Annotated in this window: 16 protein-coding genes; 13 read left to right on the plus strand and 3 right to left on the minus strand. The window is 73.8% G+C overall.

Features of this window, described 5'->3' with window-relative positions; translation table 11 throughout:
• Nucleotides 1–6 precede the first annotated feature (6 nt).
• Genes Voc01_RS35130 through Voc01_RS53425 form a run of 5 tightly spaced genes read left to right on the plus strand, consistent with a single transcriptional unit; the run spans nt 7 to nt 5,530 of the window.
• On the plus strand, nt 7–735 hold the full coding sequence (locus tag Voc01_RS35130; RefSeq protein WP_203931964.1) for a sugar phosphate nucleotidyltransferase: 729 nt from the start codon (nt 7–9) through the stop codon (nt 733–735).
• On the plus strand, nt 732–1,637 hold the full coding sequence (locus tag Voc01_RS35135) for an NAD-dependent epimerase/dehydratase family protein (RefSeq protein WP_203931965.1): 906 nt from the start codon (nt 732–734) through the stop codon (nt 1,635–1,637). Before Voc01_RS35130 ends, Voc01_RS35135 begins: the two co-directional genes overlap by 4 nt.
• Complete coding sequence (locus Voc01_RS35140) at nt 1,634–2,536, plus strand: glycoside hydrolase family 191 protein (protein WP_203931966.1); 903 nt, start codon at nt 1,634–1,636, stop codon at nt 2,534–2,536. The genes Voc01_RS35135 and Voc01_RS35140 overlap by 4 nt, the downstream gene beginning before the upstream one ends.
• Nucleotides 2,537–2,555: 19 nt before the next feature.
• Complete coding sequence (locus Voc01_RS35145; RefSeq protein WP_203931967.1) at nt 2,556–3,860, plus strand: nucleotide sugar dehydrogenase; 1,305 nt, start codon at nt 2,556–2,558, stop codon at nt 3,858–3,860.
• Complete coding sequence (locus tag Voc01_RS53425) at nt 3,857–5,530, plus strand: NAD-dependent epimerase/dehydratase family protein (protein ID WP_239160699.1); 1,674 nt, start codon at nt 3,857–3,859, stop codon at nt 5,528–5,530. The genes Voc01_RS35145 and Voc01_RS53425 overlap by 4 nt, the downstream gene beginning before the upstream one ends.
• Here the strand turns inward: Voc01_RS53425 and Voc01_RS35160 are convergent.
• Together Voc01_RS35160 and Voc01_RS35165 are read right to left on the minus strand one after the other, a co-directional pair.
• On the minus strand, nt 5,502–6,305 hold the full coding sequence (locus Voc01_RS35160; protein WP_203931968.1) for a hypothetical protein: 804 nt from the start codon (nt 6,303–6,305) through the stop codon (nt 5,502–5,504). The two genes, Voc01_RS53425 and Voc01_RS35160, sit on opposite strands and share 29 nt — an antisense overlap.
• Before the next feature lie 38 nt (nt 6,306–6,343).
• On the minus strand, nt 6,344–7,537 hold the full coding sequence (locus Voc01_RS35165; RefSeq protein WP_203931969.1) for an MFS transporter: 1,194 nt from the start codon (nt 7,535–7,537) through the stop codon (nt 6,344–6,346).
• Nucleotides 7,538–7,709: 172 nt separating this feature from the next.
• Between Voc01_RS35165 and Voc01_RS35170 the strand changes: the two genes are divergently transcribed.
• The 8 genes from Voc01_RS35170 to Voc01_RS35205 all read left to right on the plus strand — a co-directional run bounded on the left by Voc01_RS35170 (nt 7,710) and on the right by Voc01_RS35205 (nt 17,277).
• Nucleotides 7,710–9,032, plus strand: a complete 1,323-nt coding sequence (locus Voc01_RS35170; protein WP_203931970.1) for an alpha/beta fold hydrolase — start codon at nt 7,710–7,712, stop codon at nt 9,030–9,032.
• 32 nt (nt 9,033–9,064) lie between these two features.
• A complete protein-coding gene (locus Voc01_RS35175; protein ID WP_203931971.1) occupies nt 9,065–12,760 on the plus strand; it encodes an SCO7613 C-terminal domain-containing membrane protein in 3,696 nt (1,231 codons plus the stop codon).
• A gap of 77 nt (nt 12,761–12,837) precedes the next feature.
• The gene (locus tag Voc01_RS35180; RefSeq protein WP_203931972.1) at nt 12,838–13,356 is read left to right on the plus strand and encodes a ribbon-helix-helix protein, CopG family; all 519 of its coding nucleotides are present in this window, start codon (nt 12,838–12,840) and stop codon (nt 13,354–13,356) included.
• 109 nt (nt 13,357–13,465) lie between these two features.
• Nucleotides 13,466–14,269, plus strand: a complete 804-nt coding sequence (locus Voc01_RS35185) for a DUF4097 family beta strand repeat-containing protein (protein ID WP_239160700.1) — start codon at nt 13,466–13,468, stop codon at nt 14,267–14,269.
• Nucleotides 14,266–15,018, plus strand: coding sequence for an ABC transporter ATP-binding protein (locus Voc01_RS35190; protein WP_203931974.1), 753 nt, complete (start codon nt 14,266–14,268; stop codon nt 15,016–15,018). Before Voc01_RS35185 ends, Voc01_RS35190 begins: the two co-directional genes overlap by 4 nt.
• Nucleotides 15,015–15,767, plus strand: coding sequence for an ABC transporter permease (locus Voc01_RS35195; protein WP_203931975.1), 753 nt, complete (start codon nt 15,015–15,017; stop codon nt 15,765–15,767). The genes Voc01_RS35190 and Voc01_RS35195 overlap by 4 nt, the downstream gene beginning before the upstream one ends.
• Nucleotides 15,768–15,784: 17 nt before the next feature.
• Nucleotides 15,785–16,483: a haloacid dehalogenase type II gene (locus Voc01_RS35200; RefSeq protein ID WP_203931976.1), complete on the plus strand. Its 699-nt coding sequence runs from the start codon at nt 15,785–15,787 to the stop codon at nt 16,481–16,483.
• A 611-nt stretch (nt 16,484–17,094) separates the two neighbouring features.
• A complete protein-coding gene (locus tag Voc01_RS35205) occupies nt 17,095–17,277 on the plus strand; it encodes a hypothetical protein (protein WP_203931977.1) in 183 nt (60 codons plus the stop codon).
• Here the strand turns inward: Voc01_RS35205 and Voc01_RS35210 are convergent.
• Nucleotides 17,226–17,915, minus strand: a complete 690-nt coding sequence (locus Voc01_RS35210) for a TetR/AcrR family transcriptional regulator (RefSeq protein WP_203931978.1) — start codon at nt 17,913–17,915, stop codon at nt 17,226–17,228. The two genes, Voc01_RS35205 and Voc01_RS35210, sit on opposite strands and share 52 nt — an antisense overlap.
• Between the last annotated feature and the right edge of the window lie 18 nt (nt 17,916–17,933).

Consider the following 17,933-nt stretch of genomic DNA (forward strand, 5'->3'; position numbering starts at 1 on the left):
ATGACGATGCATGCAGTGATCATGGCCGGGGGGAAGGGCACGCGGCTGCGTCCGTACACGACCGCGCTGCCCAAGCCGTTGGTACCGATCGGTGACAGCCACGCGATCCTGGAGGTGGTGCTGCACCAGCTCTCGGCGTACGGCTTCACGTCGGCGACGCTGGCGATCAACCATCTAGGCCAGCTCATCCGCGCCTTCGTCGGCGACGGGTCGCGGTGGGGGATCGAGATCGACTACGTCGAGGAGTGCGTGCCGCTGTCGACCATCGGCCCGCTGTTCGGCATGCGGGACCGGTTGCCCGAGCACTTCCTGGTGATGAACGGCGACGTCCTGACCGACCTGGACTACTCCGACCTGCTGCACACCCACGCGATGTCCAAGGCCCCGCTGACGGTCGCCACCGCGCGCCGCACGGTCCACATCGACTTCGGTGTGCTCGACGTCGACGACGAGTCCATCGTCGGCTTCCGCGAGAAGCCCAACCTCGACTACCGGGTCAGCATGGGCGTGTACGGCCTGTCCCGGTCGACGATCGAGCCGTACCCGGAAGGCCTGGCGTTCGGGTTCGACCAGCTCGTGCTGGAACTGCTCGAGCAGGGCCGGTGCCCGGCGAGCTACCGGTTCGAGGGCTACTGGCTCGACATCGGCCGCCCCGACGACTACGACGAGGCCAACCAGAGCTTCGAGTCGCTGCGGCCGCTGCTGCTGCCGGCGTTGCGGCGGGCACGGGTATGAGACCGGTCCTGCTGTTCGGCGCGTCCGGGTTCCTCGGCGCGCACGTCCGCGCGGCGCTGCAGCCGCACGCCCCGCTGCTGTGCCCCGGCCGCGACCGGTGCGACCTGCTGACCGCCGGGGCGGTCGAGCTCGCGGCGCGGTTGCGGGCCACCGGTGCGGGCACGGTCGTCAACTGCACCGGGCGCCTCGACGGGTCGGTCGCCGACCTGGTGTCGGCCAACACGATGGTCACCGCGAAGCTCATCGACGCGGTGGAGCGGGTCGACCCGACCATCAGGCTGGTCCGCCTCGGCTCGGCCGGCGAGTACGGACCGGTGCCGCACGGCGAGGCGGCGACGGAGGACGGCCCGGCGACCCCGGTCAGCGAGTACGGCGTCAGCCACCTCGCCGCCACGACCCTGCTCGCGGTGGCCAGCCGCCGCCACCGCGTCGACGGGGTGACGCTGCGCGTGTTCAACCCGGTCGGCACCGGCCAGCGCGGCGCGAACCTGCTCGGGCGCGCGGCGGAGCGGATGGCGATGGCCCTGGCCACCGGAGCCGGCTCGATCACGCTGGGCCCGCTGACGAGCCACCGCGACTTCGTCGACGCCCGCGACGTGGCGAGCGCCGTCCTCGCCGTCGTCACCGCCCCGTACCTGCCGGCGCGGGTGGTGAACATCGGCAGTGGGCGGGCCGTCGCCACCCGCGACGCCGTGGAGCTGCTGGCGCGCGTCGCCGGGTTCCGCGGCGAGGTGCGCGAGGAGTACGTGGGCTCGACGCGGTCGGCCGGCGTCGACTGGATGCTCGCCGACATCGAGCGGGCCCGCGACACGATCGGCTGGCAGCCGGTGTGGCGCCTCGCCGACACCGTCGAGACGATCTGGGCCGAACAGCGTCCGGTCGCGCAGGGGTCGCGACGATGACGCGACGGCGTCGTCGGGCGCCGGCAGCGCTGATGGCGCTGGCGGTCTGCGCCGGCTGCTCGGCGCCGGCGCCGGTCCCCGGCCGCGACGCCGCGCCGGGCTGGATCTACCAGCTCCAGGGCTACCCGGACGGGCGCCTCGATTCGCTCGCCCGTGCCCCCCAGCAGCTCGTCGTCGTCGACCTGGCCCGCGACGCCGGCGCCGGCTACTTCGACCGAGCCGAGATCGCCGCGGTGCGCGCCTCGGGCAAGACCGTGCTGGCGTACTTCGAGATCGGCAGCATCGAGGACTTCCGGCCCGAGTACCCGCCGCTGCGCCGCGACGCCGCGGACCTGATCGGGAACCGCTGGGAGGACTGGCCGGACGAGTACTTCGTGCGGTACTGGGACGAGCGGTGGTGGCAGCGGGTCGTCGCGCCGCGCGTCGACCGGGCCCTGGCGGCCGGCTTCGACGGCGTCTACCTCGACACGCCGCTCGCCTACGAGGAGCTGGACCCCGCCCACGCCGACGGGCGCGACCGGCGGGACCTGGCGCGGGCGATGGCCGACCTCGTCGTCCGGATCAGCCGTCGGGCGAAGCAGCGGGAGCCGGGATTCCTTGTGGTGCCCCAGAACTCGCCCGAGCTGCGCACCCAACCCGGCTACACCGAAGCGATCGACGGCATCGGTGTCGAGGAGCTGTTCTTCGAGGCCACCGACCGGCGGTGCGCCGCCGACTACTGCGCCGAGAACCTCGGGCACACCCGCGCCCTGCGCGACGCCGGAAAGTTCGTGCTCGCCGTCGACTACGCCGCGCGCCCGGGCAACGTGCGCGCGGCGTGCCAGCACTACCGGTCCGAACGGTTCGTGGGCTACGTCGGCCCGCGCGACCTCGACCGCATCGGAACGACCTGCCCCTGACCCGGAAGGAGCCGCCCGCATGGCGCTGACCATCGGCATCGTCGGCCTCGGCTACGTCGGCCTGACCCTCACCGCGGCGCTCGCCCGCGCCGGACACACCGTGCACGGCGTCGACAGCCAACCGGCCGTGCTCGACACCCTCGCGCGGGGCCGGCCGCACATCTTCGAGCCCGGCGTCGGTGAGGTGTTCGCCGAGCTGGTCGGCCGCCGCATCTTCGTGGGCCCGGCGCTGCCCACCGTCCCGCTCGACGCCGTCGTCATCAGCGTGTCGACGCCGATCGATCCCGTCAGCCGCCGGCCGGAGCTGGGCAACCTCGCCGCCGCGGCCCGTGACATCGCGCGGTGCTGCCCGGAGGGAACGCCGGTCGTCGTGCGCAGCACCGTACCGGTCGGCACCACACGCAGGGTCGTCCTGCCTGTATTGCAAGAGCGATGGGACCGCGTGCGCCTGGCCATGGCACCCGAGCGCACCATCCAGGGCCAGGCGCTGCGCGAGCTCGTGGAGCTGCCGCAGGTCGTCGGCGGCATCGACGCGGAGAGCACGGCCGTGGTGGCGCGCGTGTTCGGGGAGCTGGCCCGCCGGGTCGTGCCGGTCTCCAATCCCGAGGCGGCCGAACTGGTGAAGCTCGCGAACAACTGCCACACCGACCTGATCTACGCCTACGGCAACGAGATCGCGCTCATCGCCGACCAGCACGGCCTCGACCCGCTGGAGGTCATCCGCGCGGCCAACCTCGACTATCCCCGCCCCGATCTCGCGAAGCCCGGCTTCGTCGGCGGCGGCTGCCTGTCCAAGGACCCGTTCCTCATGCTCGACAGCGCGCCGGACAACCCGCCGTTCCTCGTGGGACGCGCGCGCGAGCTGAACGAGTACCTGCCGGTGCACGTCGCCGAGACGGTCGTGCGCCTGCTGCGGCAGGGCGGCGGGACCCGGCTGTCGGTGCTCGGCTGGGCGTACAAGGGCTGGCCACCCACCGACGACATGCGTGGCTCGCCGGTCACACCGATGATGCCGGTGTTCGCCGCCGCCGGCATCACCGTGCGGGGCCACGACCCCATGGTGACCGACGAGGTGATCCGCCGGCACGGCGGCGAACCGGTCGACCTCGCGAAGGCGTTCCGGGACGCCGACGGCGTCCTGCTGCTCAACGACCACCCGAACTACCGCGCGATGAACGTCGCCGACCTCGTCGGTGACTGCTCTGTCGACGCAAGACCGCTGTTCGTCTACGACTCCTGGCGGATCCTCGACGAGGCGGCCGTGACAGCGGCCGGCGTGCGGTACGTCGGCCTCGGCTACCGACCGGACGGAGAACCACGGTGAAGGCACTCATCCTCGGCGGCGGCGGGTTCATCGGCCTGCACCTGGCCCGCCGGCTCGTCGGCGACGGGCACGACGTGACGATCGTCGACGACTTCTCCCGTGGCAAGCGCGACCGCGACCTGGCCAAGGTCCGCCGCCATCCGCAGGTCACGGTCGTGTCCGGTGACCTGACCACCGCCGAGACGTGGGCCGGCCTGCCGCGCGGGTTCGACCGCGTCTTCCACCTCGCGGCGGTCGTGGGGGTGCGCAACGTCGAACAGGACCCGCTGCGCACCATGCGGGTCAACAGCCTCACGACCCTGCACCTCGTCGACTGGGTGACGTCCGACGACACTGTCTTCTTCGCCTCGACCAGCGAGGTGTACGCGGGCAGCGTCGAGGCCGGGCTGGCACCGGTCCCGACGGCGGAGGACGCGCAGCTCCTCGTCCCCGACCCCGGTGCGCCGCGGTCGGCGTACGGGGTGAGCAAGCTGTTCGGCGAGGCCGCGCTGCTGCACGCGGCCCGGGCCAAGGGTTTCGCGGTCGTCATCGGCCGCTACCACAACGTGTACGGGCCGCGGATGGGCACCGACCACGTCATCCCGGAGATGCTGCTGCGCGGCATGCGCGGCGAGGACCCGTTCCGGGTGCCGGGCGCCGACCAGACCCGGGCGTTCTGCTACGTCGACGACGCCGTCGAGGCGACCGTGCGGCTCGTCGCCACGCCCGCCGCGTTCGGCCGGGTGGTGCACATCGGCGACGACACGTCCGAGATCGCCATCCGGGACCTGGCCCACGTGGTCCTGTCGGCGTGCGGACGGACGGCGCAGCTGCGTCCCGAGGCGCCCGCCGCGCACTCGGTCACCCGCCGGTGCCCCGACATCGGCCTGCTGCGCAAGCTCGTCGACTTCGAGCCGGCGGTGTCCCTTGTGGACGGTGTGCGGCGGACCTACGCGTGGTACCGCGAGTTCGCCGAGTCCGGGTCCGGCCCGGCGGCGGGCACGAGCCGGCTGCCGATCGCGTTCTACTACGGCGCCGGCAACCTCGACCGGCTCGCCGCCTACCGCCGGGTGGTCCTGCAGCCGGACTACTACACGCCCGAGGAGCTGGCGTACCTGCGCGACCGCGGCGTGCATCCGCTGGCGTACCTGTCCCTGTCGGAGGATCAGGGTCCGCCGGCACCGTGGCAGCGGCCCGACCGCAACCCCGACTGGGGCGGCGCGATGGTCCACGTCGACCACCCCGGCTGGGTGGCCCATGTGACGCGGCAGGCCCGCACCGCGCTCGACGCCGGCTTCTCCGGTCTGTTCCTCGACACCCTCAACGTCGAGCTGACCCACCCCGAGGACGTGCCGCACCTGACCGCGCTCGTCGCCGCCCTGCGCGACGAGGCCGACACCGCCTACATCCTCGCCAACCGCGGCTTCGGGATGCTGCCGCAGCTCGCCGAGCTCGTCGACGGGATCCTGTTCGAGTCGTTCTCGGTTCGCTGGACCGAGGACGGGTACGCGCCGTGGCCGCCCGACGTGCTGGAGCACCACGCCCAGATCGCCGAGCGCCTGCTGGAGTTCGACCTGGACCTGTACTCCCTCGACTACGCCGACGGCGGGCTGGTCGAGTTCGCCGTGCGCCGGGCCCGCCAGTTCGGGCTGCACAGCTTCATCAGCGACCGCGCGCTGTCGCGCCTGTAGTCCGGTGGAGCACGACGGCGCTGGCGTCGTCGTGCACCTTGAACCGTGGCCAGACCCGGCCGTGCGGGTCGCGGGCCTCGACCTCACGGGTCGCCGCGATCAGCTCGGCCGGGCCCCGCGTCACGGCCAGGTCGACCAGCTCGCGCCAGCTGAGCGCGCCGAGAGACGTCGCGAGCGCGGCGGCGCCGTCGGACAGCAGCACGACCGACGTGGCGTCCGCGACGACGCCGGTGAGCGCCTGCGTCGCGGCCGACGGGTCGCTCTGCGCCACCCAGTACCCGCCCGGCCGGTTGCGCAGCCGCTGCCGTTCGCGGATCACCGCGGCGAAGCCGTCCGTGTCGTGCGGCGCCGCGCCGTCCACCCGGTCGGGCATGCTGGCGTCGGTGAGCACCGCCGGCTCCGTACCCGCGTCGACGACCACGTACGCGTCGGACAGCACGAGGTACTCGACCGCCGCGTCCCGCCACCGGGCCACCGCCGCCGTCGCACCCGGTGACCCGGCGTGGGTGAGGTCGCAGCCCGGACCGTGGCTGTCGCGGACGAGCGCGATCGCCCCGCCGAGCGCCTCGGTCAGCGACCCGTCCGGACGGGCGGCCAGCCGCATGAGCTGCCCGCCGAGCTCCCGGACGTACCAGGGGGTGCCGTGCTCGCAGCCGGTGCCGTCCGCCTCGGTCAACCCGTCGAGCACCACCGCCACCCCCCACGCCGACGCCCCGGCCCAGTCCTCGTTCGGCGTCGCCGCGCTTCCCGGTGTACTGGCGAGTGCGATCCGCATGGGTCCCATTGTCGCGTCCCGGCCGGCGATGGCGCCGTTCATCCCGCGGGTGTACGGGACCGGTGGGCGGCGGGCAGCAGAAGCTGGCCGACCGTGCCCAGGGTGGCGACGACGACCGTGGCGACGGTCGGGAGCAGGTATCCGCCGGACGCGCCGATGAGCAGGCCGGCCAGCGGCGCGCCCAGCAACGCGCCGACGCTCGCGCTGGTGAACATCACGCCGGTGACCGTGCCGAGGCTGGCCACGCCGTAGTAGTGGCCGAGCATCGCCGGCATGAGCGCGATGTTGCCGCCGTAACCCGCCCCGAAGACCAGAGCGAACACCAGAAGCACCGCATATGACCGCGAAGGAAGCCAGATCAGGAACGACGCCCAGATCGTCACCACCGTCGCTTTGTAGGCGACCACCACCCCGACCCGACCGGCGACGAGACCGAACAGGATCCGGGCCGCGGTGCTCGCGAACCCGATGACGCTGATGAGCGCCGCGGCGCGGATGGCGCTGGCGCCGCCCTGCTCGGCCATCGGGGCGACGAACACGAACGGCACGTACAGCACCAGTCCCATTGCGAACCCGGAGACGTACAGCATGCGGAACATGGGGTCACCGGTGAGGCGACGCGGCGTCCAGGTCGCCTCGACGTGCCCACCACGCGTCGCGACGGGCACCGTCGCCGCGCACACCAGCAGCACCATCACCGCGGCCACACCCAGCCACACCTCGGTGCGACGCCAGCCGATCGCGTCCACGAGCGCGGCCGTGAAGATGGGCCCGAGCACGGTGCCGGCGCCGATGCCCGTCACCGCGATCCCGATCGCCTGCACCCGGTGCCGCACGAACCAGGCGCCGACGTTCGCGACGGAGGGCACGTAGACACAGCTGACGCCGACGCCCACCACCAGGTAACCGACCACCGCCGTCGCGACGTGCCGGGCGGCCGCGGTCAGCACGAGCCCGGCCGCGAGTACCGAGCCACCGACGGCGAACATGGGCCGCGGGCCGTACCTGTCGGCGAGCCGGCCGGTCACGCCGCTGAGGGCCAGGAACGTGAACGGGAACACCGAGAACACCCAGCCGGCCTGGGCCGCGCTGATCCCGAGGGACGCGCGCATCGGCGCCACCACGCTGCCGAAGTTGTACGAGAACCCGAACGCCACCCCGAGCGCGACGAACGTGATGCCCACGGCCCGCCACCCCGCCGGGGAGTCGGGCACGGTGGGCGTCGCGGTCACGGTTGGACGCTACACAGGGGACACCCGCACCGTCTCCGACGCAGGGATCCGCCGGTGTGAGACGGCGTGCTCACATCACGCGCCGTGGGGCGCGGACCGGTGGTTCTGCCGATGCCCGCCCCCGCCGCGGTCCGCGACCCTGACAGACCACCCCACCCCCCGGGAGGTCATCGTGGTTGCTCTTCTCCGCCGGACGGCGGCGGTCGTTCCGGCCCTGCTGGCGGTCGTCCTGGCCGCCGTCGTGGTGACGGTGTTCGACGTGGGTCGGCCGGCTTCCGCGGCGGTACCGCGTCCCATCGTGTTCGTGCACGGTGCGGCGGGATCGGCCGCGCAGTTCCAGACGCAGGCGAAGCGGTTCGCCAGCAACGGGTACGCGGCCGCGGTCATCGACGGCATCGACTACGACTTCAGCTTCGGCGCCGAGTCGAGCTCCGCCGTGCTCGCCCGGCTCGACCGGAAGATCACGGCGCTGCTGCAGCAGACCGGCGCCGACAAGGTCGACCTGGTCGCGCACTCCCTCGGTACCTTCCTCAGCCACAGCTACCTCGACACCCCGTCGCGGGCGGCGCGCGTGGCGCACTACGTGAACCTCGACGGCGCGACCGCACTGCGCCAGCCCGGTGGCGTGCCGACGTTGGCGATCTGGGGCGAGGGCTCGGTGCTGCGGCGCATCGGCGGCGCCGAGAACGTGTACCAGCGCGACCAGTCGCACACCCAGACCGTCACGTCAGCGCAGTCCTTCTCCCGGATGTACCGGTTCTTCACGGGATCGGCACCGCAGACCACGGCCGTGGTGGCGCAGACCGGCCCGGTGCAGGTGTCGGGCCAGGCGGTGCTGTTCCCCTCCAACGTCGGCGCCGCCGGCATGGGGCTGACCGTCTACGAGGTCTCGGCCACGACGGGCCGGCGCACCGGTGGACCGGTCGCGTCGTTCACGATCGGCGCCGACGGGTCGTTCGGGCCGTTCACCGCGAGCCCGTCCGCCCGGTACGAGTTCGCGCTCGCGCAGGGCTCGGGGCAGGTGCAGCACCACTATCTGGCGCCGCTGCAGCGCACCGACCGGCTGGTGCGACTGCTGACCAACCGTCCCGGCGAGGGCATCGGCGCCCGCGTACCCGTCGGCCCGGCGCACAGCGCGCTGTCGATCACGCGGTACAAGGAGTGGTGGGGCGACCAGGGCTCGTCCGGCGACACGCTGAGCGTCAACGGCACCAACATCGTCAACGCGGTCACCGCGCCACGCGACAAGCGGGCGATCGGCGTCTTCGCCCACGACCAGAACTCCGACCGGCGCACCGACCTGACCACGTCGATCCCCGACTTCGACGAGACCTTCATCACCGCCGCGGACATCTACGTCCCGGCGGCCGCCGGCGGCAGCGGCACCGTGACGGTCAGCGTCCGGTCGCGGGCGTCGGGCGGCGTCCACGAGTTCGTCGTGCCGAACTGGCCGTCGGACACCGACCGCATCTCGCTCACCGTCCCGGACCTGTGAGCCCGCGGGTACGGATCTGAGTATCCGTACCGATGTCCGCCGGCACCGCACCGTCGATGCTGTACGCCATGGTGGAGGGGTTTCCCGGTGACGGCTCGACGGCGTACGCGTGCCCGCGGTGCGGTGCCACGGCCGACGCGGTCCGGGGGTGCGGCACCTGTGGTGGTCCGCCCGAGCCGGAGGGCAGGGAACTGGCCGACCTGGCGGTCCAGATCCGGAACCTGACCGCGGCGGCGGAGGCGGCCCGCCGCCACCACCTGCAGCTGATGGAGCAGGTGCGGCTCGCGTGGACGCGCTACCACGTGCTGGTGGGCGCGGTCCGATCCCGCGGCGTCCGGGCTCCGGGCGGCGGCGCGGCGTCGTCGGCCGGTGGCGCGGCGCCGGTCGGTGCGGCACCGCCGGTCGGTGCGGAGCCCTGGCCGGGACGGCATGAGGTCGGACCGGCGCCGGAGGCGTCGCCGCGGACGGTGCAGAACCTGCTCTTCATCCTCGGCGGCCTGCTCCTGGGCAGCGCGGCCGTCGTCTTCACGGCGGTGGCCTGGGCCAGTTTCGGCGTGGGTGGGCGGGCGGCGATCCTGGCGGCCGTCACCGTTCTGACGATGCTCGTGCCCCCGCTGGTCCTGCGCCGGCGCCTGACCGCGACGGCCGAGACGTTCGCCGCACTCGGGCTCCTGCTCGTGGTCCTCGACGGCTACGCCGCGCACCGCGTGAACCTGTTCGGGCTGGCGGACGCCGTCGACCCCACCACGTACGCGGGGCTGGTCGCCGCCGTCACGGTGGTCGTCGCGGCCGGATACGCGGCGGTGACCGGGCTCGCCGGTCCGCGGTTCGTGGCGCTGGTGGTCGCTCAGCCGGTGGTTCCGTTGCTGGTGGCCGCGTACGGGCTGGGTCCCGCGGCGTGGGCGGCGGTGTTCGCGGCGGTGGCGGGCCCCGACGTGATGGCCGCGAGCGTCGGCGTGCGTGGCCGCGGCGAGCCCGGGCGATCGGACACAGCGGCCGAAGCGCCGCCGGCCGATGCCGCGCCGGCCGCCGGGGACGGCGTCGCTCTGGCGTGGCGGGTTCTCGCGTGGGTGCTCGCCGCCGTCGCGGGGGCCGTGGCAGCCGGGTCGACGCTGCTCGCACTCGCCGTCGCCGGCTCGGTGCCGGAGGCGCTGTGGGCCGCGGGCGCCGCGACCGTCGTCGCCGGTGTGCTCATGCTCGCGGCCACCCGGGTCCCGGCGTCCGCCGTGGCGGCCCTGCTGGCGTCGCTCGCGGTGGTCGGGTGGGCCGGTGCCGCGGTGTGGGCGGCGGCGGTCGCCTGGCCGGACCACGCCCTCGTGGCCGCGGCGGTGGTGACGCTCACGGTCGCCGCCGCCACGGCCAACCCCCTCGTCGCCCGGCGACGGGGCTGGACCGGCACCGGGCCCGCGGCGGGGGCACTCGTCGTGACCGGGTGGGTCGGTCTCGTGGTCGCCGGGCTCGTCGTCCACGCCGCGGGGTCCACGGCCGTGCGCGGGTTCCCCGCCTGGCACGCCTCCCTCCGGACCTCGACCGTCCTCGACTGGCAGCTTCCGGCCGCGGTCGTGATGGTCGCCGCCGCGGCGGCGGTCCTCGTCCACCGGTACGCGGCGGCCGGGCGACCCGCGGTCGTCGGCGTCGGGGCGGCCGTCCTCGTGGCGTTGGCCGCGCCGGCCGTGTTCCCGGTGCCGTGGTGGACCCCGGCCCTCGTCGACTGCGCGCTCACCGCGGCGTTCGCGGTCGTCGTCGCCCGGGCGTCGGGGACGCGGGCGGCGGCGGTGTTCGGCGTGGGCGCTGGTGTCCTGGTGGCGCACGCGGTCCCGGCCGGACTCGGGCGCCCGGGTGGCACCGCGGCGGTGACGGGCCTGGTGGTGGTCGGCGGCGCGGTCGTCGCGGTGCTGGCGCGGGTGCCGGTGGTGCGCACCGTCGCGGTGACGCTCGTCGTCCTGGCGGTGCCGGCGTGTGCCGCGGCGGTCGGGGAGGTCGTCGCCGGGCCCGTGCGGATCGCGCATACCCCGGTCGCGTTGGGGTGTGCCGTGGTGGGCCTGCTCGCGGGTGCGGGCTGGCTGGTGGTGCCCCGGGTGGCGGGTTCGGCGTCCGCGTTCGCCGCCGCCCGGGCGTCGGTGGCGGCCGGGCTCGGGGTGACGGCCGCCGCGGTCGCCGTCGCGGACGTGCCGTTCGGCGTGGTGGCGGCGTTGGCCGTGCTGTGCACGGTCGTGGTGGCCGGCGCGGTCGCAGGCGTGGCTGACCAGCGGCCGGCCGCCGGCGCGGTGGGGACCGGGGCCCGGCGGTTGCTCGTCGGGGCGGTGCCGGTCGGGGTGGTGGCGGCCGTTGCGGTGACCCCCACAGCGGCGCTCGTGTGGGCGGCGCCCTACCTGTGGCTCGCGGCGGTGTGGGAGGGCACCGTCACCGACAGCGGGTTGGCTCCCGGGCAGCCCGACCTCATGTTCGACACCGGTGTGGCGTTCGACGCGGGACCGGCGGCGGTCGCGCTCGGCATTCTCACCCTCGCGGCCGGCCTGCTCGGATGGGGGTACGCGGCCGGCCGGGCGACGCCGACCCACCCCGATGTGCGTCCACTATGGACCGTGGTGACGGCGGCCCTGCCGCCGGCCACACTCACCGCGCTCGCGACGGCGACCGCGCTCGACGCTCCCTGGCCGACCGTTCCCGCCATCAGCCTCGCGGCCGGCCTCGGAACGTTGCTGTTGCTCGCGTTGGTGCCGCGGGCCCGCCAGCCGCGGCTGCCGTTCGCCGGGGTGATGGCCGTGTGCAGCGTCGGCGCCGGCCTCGCCGGGTCGCTCGCCGCGCGGGCGACGACCCTCGCGGCGCTGGGCGCGGTGGTCGTGGTCGCCGCCGTGTGCGGCGCCGCCGGGCGGACCCACGCGGCACGTGTCGCCGGGTGGCTGACCGCGGCGGCGGGCGGGACGGCCTTCGCCTACGCCTCCGGCGCGGCCGTCGACCTCCCGACCCACCTGACCGCGTACCGGGTGCTGCTCGCCGCGGCGGTGGCGCTCGCGGTCGCGGGCATGTGGGAGGCGTGGCGGCAACCGGCGGCGGCGACCCGCGTCGTGGAGGCGCGCGCCCTGGAGGTGGCCGCCCACGCGGCCGCGGCGCTCGCGTTCGTGCTGGCCACCGGCCACAGTGGACACACGGCCGGCATCTGCACGGTGTGGGGCCTCGCGATCGGGCTGCGGGCACTGCTCCCCGGACAGGGCACCGACGCGCGCCGCTACCGCGTCGTCGCCGCGACCACGGTGGAACTGGTGGCGTACTGGCTGCTGCTGGCCGAGAACGGGGTGTCGGTCGTCGAGGCGTACACAGTGCCGGCGGCGGCCGTGGCGACCCTGGCCGGCTGGCTCGCCGCGCGGCGCAGGCCCGGCCTGTCCAGCTGGGCGGCGTACGGACCGGCGCTGATCGCGGCGTTCGCGCCGAGCCTCGCCGTGGTCATGCCCGAGGAGGGTGCGCCGGTGCGCCGGCTCGCGCTCGGGGTGGCCGCGGTGGCGGTGGTGCTGGTCGGTGCCCGGTGGCGGCTGCGGGCGCCGTTCGTGGTCGGCGGCGCCGTGCTGGCACTGCTGGCCGTGCACGAGGTCGCGCTCGTGTGGGACCTGATCCCGCGCTGGGCGCCGCTCGCCGCCGCCGGCCTGGTCCTCGTCGCCGTGGCGACGACGTACGAGCGCCGGCGCCGCGACCTGGCCCGGCTGGTTGGCGTCGTGGGCCGCATGCACTGACCAGCCTGTGCCAAGGTGGCACCATCGTGTGCCATACCCCCTTGTCGGTGTGCCATGAGTGTGCCACTATGGCACGCATGGATCTGACCACGTACGTGAACAACCTCGGCCGCGAGTTCGCCGCGCTGGCCGAGGCGGGCGGCGAGGACGCGCGTGCGCTGGTCGAGCGCCTCACCGGTCCGCTGGAGTCGGCGATCCGGATGACGCTGCTGGAGGCGCTGTCGGCCGCCGCCGACGAGATCACCCGCGACCTGGCACCCGGGTCGGTCGAGATGCGGCTGCGGGGCCGCGACCCGAACTTCGTCGTGACGCCACCGGCCACCGAACCGGCCGGGTCCACCGCCGGCGACACCGCCCCGGCGGCGGACGGCGCCGAGCCGCTCCTCGGCGAGGACGGCCCGGCCGCGCGGATCAACGTCCGCATGCCCGAGCAGCTCAAGGCCGCGATCGAGGAGGCCGCGGCCAGGGAGGGCCGCTCGGTCAACGCGTGGCTCGCCCGGGCGGCGGCCACCGCCCTGCAGCGGTCCGAGCCCACGCCGCGCACCGAGCCGGTCGGCGCGAAGGGTGCCCGGCGCCTGACCGGCTGGGTCCGCTAGCGCTCCGACCGGCACAAACAGCTCACCGACCCGTGAAGTGGGGACAACCATGCCAACTTTCGACACACCGAAATCGATATCCGTCACTGTCGAGCTGAGCGTCGGAGCCGTGCGGATCGCCGCCAGCGACCGCACCGACACCGTCGTCGAGGTCCGGCCGAGCGACGAGACCGACGAGTCCGACGTGCAGGCCGCCCGCCAGGTCCGCGTCGACTACGCCAACGGCACGCTGCGGATCACCGGCCCCAAGGGACGGATGTTCGACTTCTCCCGCAAGACGCGGTCGGTCGTGGTCTCGGTCGACGTGCCCACCGGGTCGGAGGTGTCGGCCGAGACCCAGATGGGCGACTTCCGCTGCACCGGTCGGCTGGGCGCGTCCCGGTTCCGGAGCTCGGCCGGCAACGTGTGGCTCGACCGCACCGGCCCGCTGCGACTGAGCACGTCCGCCGGTCACGTCACCGTCGACGCCGTCGACGGCGACGCCGAGATCAGCACCGGCAGCGGCAAGGTCCAGGTGGGACGCGTCGACGGCGCGGCCGTGGTCAAGAACTCCAACGGCGAGACCGTCATCGACGCGGTGACCGGCGACGCGCGGGTCCGCAGCGCCAACGGCGACATCACCGTCGGGCGGGCCGGTGCCGGTGTCGACGCCAAGACGTCCATGGGCCGCATCCGTCTCGGCGAGATCGCCCGCGGCGAGGTCGTGCTCGCGTCGTCGATGGGCGAGCTGGAGATCGGCATCGCCGCCGGCACCGCCGCGTGGCTCGACCTCGACACCGGCTTCGGACACGTGCGCAACCTGCTCGACCCCGCCGACCGCCCCGCCGAGACCGACGAGACCGTCGAGGTACGCGGCCGCACCACCTACGGCGACATCACCATCCAGCGCTCCCGGAAGGACCCATCACCATGACCGACCTCGCTATCCGGGTGGAGGGACTGCGCAGGTCCTTCGGCGACCTGGACGTCCTGAAGGGCGTCGACTTCGGTGTGCGACGCGGCGAGATCTTCGCGTTGCTCGGCTCGAACGGCGCCGGCAAGACCACCGTCGTCAGGATCTGCGCGACGCTGCTGCGACCCGACGGCGGCACCGTGCGGGTGGGCGGGTTCGACCCGGTCACCCAGGCCGGCAGGGTCCGCGAGTCGATCAGCCTCACCGGCCAGTTCGCCGCCGTCGACGCGATGCTGACGGGACGCGAGAACCTGGTGCTGATCGCCCGGCTCCGCGGGGTCGCCGACCCCGGGAAGGCGGCGGCCGACCTGCTCGACCGGTTCCGGCTCACCGACGCCGCCGACCGCCGCGCCGGCACCTACTCCGGCGGCATGACCCGTCGCCTCGACATCGCGATGAGCCTCGTCGGCTCACCCGCCGTGATCTTCCTGGACGAGCCGACCACCGGCCTGGACCCGGAGGCGCGCATCGAGGTCTGGCGGACGGTGAAGGAGCTCGCCGACGGCGGCACCACCATCCTGCTGACCACCCAGTACCTGGACGAGGCCGAGCAGCTCGCCGACCGGATCGCGATCCTCCACGGTGGACGGATCATCGCCGACGGCACGCTCGCCGACCTCAAGAGGCTGTTCCCGCCCGCGAAGGTCGAGTACGTCGAGAAGCAGCCGTCCCTGGAAGAGATCTTTCTAGCCATCGTGGGGAAGTCATGACAACGTTGCGCCACACCGGCATCCTGTTCGGGCGCTCGATGCGTCACATCCTGCGCAGCCCCGACACCATCATCACCGTGACGATCACGCCGCTCGTGCTGATGCTGCTGTTCGTCTACGTCTTCGGCGGCGCGATCCGCACCGGCACCGACAACTACGTGCAGTACCTGCTGCCGGGCATCCTCCTGATCGCGATCGCCAGCGGCATCTCCTACACGGCGTTCCGGCTGTTCACCGACGTGCAGCAGGGGCTGTTCACCCGGTTCCACTCGATGCCCATCGGTCGATCGGCGATCCTGTGGGCGCACGTGCTGACCTCGTTGGTGTCCAACGCGGTCTCCGTGGTCATCCTGATCCTCGTGGCGGTCGCGATGGGCTTCCGGTCGAGCGTCGGCGTGCTGCCCTGGCTCGCCGTGACGGGCATCCTGGCCCTGTTCACCCTGGCGCTGACCTGGCTCGCGGTCATCCCCGGGCTGACCGCGAAGTCCATCGACGGCGCCAGTGCGTTCGCCTACCCGCTGATCTTCCTGCCGTTCATCAGCTCCGCGTTCGTCCCGACCGACACCATGCCGACGCCGGTGCGGGTCTTCGCGGAGAACCAGCCGGTCACCTCGCTCGTGGAGACCCTGCAGTCGCTGCTGAACGACCGGCCCGTGGGCTCCGACATCTGGGTGGCGCTGGGGTGGTGCGTCGGCATCGCGGTGGTCGCGTACCTGTTCGCCATGCGGGCCTACCGCCGGGCCACCTGACCGCTAGCGTGACGACGATGAGCGCGGTACAGGCCGTCCTGTTCGACACCTTCGGCACCGTCGTCGACTGGCGGACCGGGATCAGCACGGCCGTCCGCGCCCATCACACCGGGATCGACGCCGACGCCTTCGCCGACGCCTGGCGGGCGCGGTACCAGACGTCCATGGAGCCCGTCCGGCGCGGCGACCGGCCGTTCACCACGCTCACCCGGCTCCACCGGGAGAACCTCACCGCGACGCTCGACGAGTTCGGGCTGCGCCTCACCCCGGCGGAGACCGACCGGCTCAACCGGGCGTGGGAACGGCTGCCGCCGTGGCCGGACAGCGTCGAGGGGCTCACCCTGGTCCGGCGGCACCGCATCATCGGACCGCTGTCCAACGGCAACGTCGGCCTCCTCGCCCGGATGGCGCGCCACGCCGGACTGCCCTGGGACGTCGTCATCGGCTCCGACGTCACCCGCCGGTACAAGCCGCAACCCGAGGCCTACCTCCGCGCCGTCACCCTGCTCGAGCTCGAACCCGCACAGGTGATGCTGGTCGCCGCGCACAACGACGACCTCGCCGCCGCCCGCGCCGTCGGGCTCGCCACCGCGTTCGTCCCCCGCCCCACCGAGCACGGACCGGCGCAGACCACCGACCTGGCCCCCGGGTCCGACTGGGATGTCGTCGCCGCGGACCTGGTCGACCTCGCCCACCGGCTCACGCCGCGGTCGTGATGCCGACACCGTTTTCCCCGATGGTGGGTCATCCGGCCACCATGAGCGGATGCCTCTCTTCGACCGGCTCCGCCGCGATCCTGCGGTGCGCCAGCTCCGCCGCAACCCCGTGCTGGCGCTCCGGACGGCGTCGGTCCCGACGCGGTCGAGCGGAGTGCGCGGGAGTGGTCGCCGCGGCCCGTCCGCGATCCGGACGGTCTGCTGCTGGGCCCGAACACGCGGCTGTGCGGGCCGATCGGGCGCACCGACGAGCGCTGGCGGGCGGCCTCCATCCCGACGGACGCCGCGGCCTGCTACGTCGCCGTCGTTCCACCGGAGCTGCCGACGCGCCTGTACTGCCGGGGTGACCTGATCGTCGGGCTGCGCCGCCGGCTCGGCGGCTGGTGCCGCTTCGAGGACGGGGAGGAGTGGCGCGACCGGACCTACCAGGAGGCGCGGCACCTGTGCGTCCACGCCCCGGTGACGCTGTCGCCCGACGACGCCGTCCGGGTGCTCTCCGACGACCTTCCCGGGCTGCGCCACACCGACTCCGAGTGGGACACGTACGAGCTGAGCTCCGAGCGGGTGCGGATCGACGTGGCCCCGGAGGAGGAGCTGTACCCGGCGACCTCGTGCTCTTCTACACCTACGGGCTCGTCGAGCACCGGCCGGGCAGCACGGTCGACCCGTCCGAGGCGATCGGCCGGACCCTGTCGGCCATGTCGACGGCGGGACAGATGTCCCGGCTGCGCGACCTGGCGCCCTACGCGAGCCCCGACGACGACGCCTGCACGTTGGCCGTCCGGGTCTGCTGACGCAGGGCCTGGAAGCTCGCCCACACGTTGTCGACGAAGTAGCGCGCCACCTGCTCCCGGCTGATGTCCGGGTGGGCGAGCCACCAGTGGCCGAGCTGCTCGGCGCTGCCGGACGAGGCGTGGGCGAACGCGTCGACCTGCTGCTGGTCGTGCCCGGGCAGGTGCGCCTCGAACAGGTCGGCGAGCAGGTTGACGGTGCGGAACCGCTCGCGGGTCAGCTCCTCGCCCAGGGCGCTGCTGACGACGCCGCCGGGACCGAACAGCAGCTGCCACCGGCGGGGGTCGCGCTCCAGCAGCCGGTAGTACGCGTCGGCGCCGCGGCGTAGCTGTTCGAGCGGGTCGTCGGTGCCGGCGACCGCCTTCATCAGGTCGCTGTCGAACTGGCGCCGCGCGCGGCGCACACAGGCGAGGAGGATGCCCTCCTTGCTGCCGTAGTGCTCGTAGACGACGGGTCGGGTCACGCCGGCCGCGCGGGCGATGTCCTCGATGGTGGTGCGCTCGTACCCGTTGGCCAGGAACAGCTCCTCGGCGAGGTCGAGCAGTTGCTGCTCCCGCGCCGCCCGGGTCATCCGGCGCCGTCCGGTGCGCAGCGCGTCGGCGGTGACCGGTGGCTCGTCCGGTCCTGTGACGGTCTTCACAACGGCAGTGTAGGACCG

Origin of the sequence: Virgisporangium ochraceum (assembly GCF_016863655.1) — a bacterium.
In the GTDB taxonomy this organism is placed as follows: Bacteria; Actinomycetota; Actinomycetes; order Mycobacteriales; family Micromonosporaceae; genus Virgisporangium; species Virgisporangium ochraceum.

What these genes read in the sequence shown, in the direction of transcription:
- Voc01_RS35200 (WP_203931976.1), top strand. Translation starts at nt 15,785, where the DNA reads ATGAGCGCGGTACAGGCCGTCCTGTTCGACACCTTCGGCACCGTCGTC.
- Voc01_RS35140 (WP_203931966.1), top strand. Translation starts at nt 1,634, where the DNA reads ATGACGCGACGGCGTCGTCGGGCGCCGGCAGCGCTGATGGCGCTGGCG.
- Voc01_RS35195 (WP_203931975.1), top strand. Translation starts at nt 15,015, where the DNA reads ATGACAACGTTGCGCCACACCGGCATCCTGTTCGGGCGCTCGATGCGT.
- Voc01_RS35145 (WP_203931967.1), top strand. Translation starts at nt 2,556, where the DNA reads ATGGCGCTGACCATCGGCATCGTCGGCCTCGGCTACGTCGGCCTGACC.
- Voc01_RS35175 (WP_203931971.1), top strand. Translation starts at nt 9,065, where the DNA reads ATGTCCGCCGGCACCGCACCGTCGATGCTGTACGCCATGGTGGAGGGG.
- Voc01_RS35135 (WP_203931965.1), top strand. Translation starts at nt 732, where the DNA reads ATGAGACCGGTCCTGCTGTTCGGCGCGTCCGGGTTCCTCGGCGCGCAC.
- Voc01_RS35190 (WP_203931974.1), top strand. Translation starts at nt 14,266, where the DNA reads ATGACCGACCTCGCTATCCGGGTGGAGGGACTGCGCAGGTCCTTCGGC.
- Voc01_RS35180 (WP_203931972.1), top strand. Translation starts at nt 12,838, where the DNA reads ATGGATCTGACCACGTACGTGAACAACCTCGGCCGCGAGTTCGCCGCG.
- Voc01_RS35160 (WP_203931968.1), bottom strand. Translation starts at nt 6,305, where the DNA reads ATGCGGATCGCACTCGCCAGTACACCGGGAAGCGCGGCGACGCCGAAC.
- Voc01_RS35130 (WP_203931964.1), top strand. Translation starts at nt 7, where the DNA reads ATGCATGCAGTGATCATGGCCGGGGGGAAGGGCACGCGGCTGCGTCCG.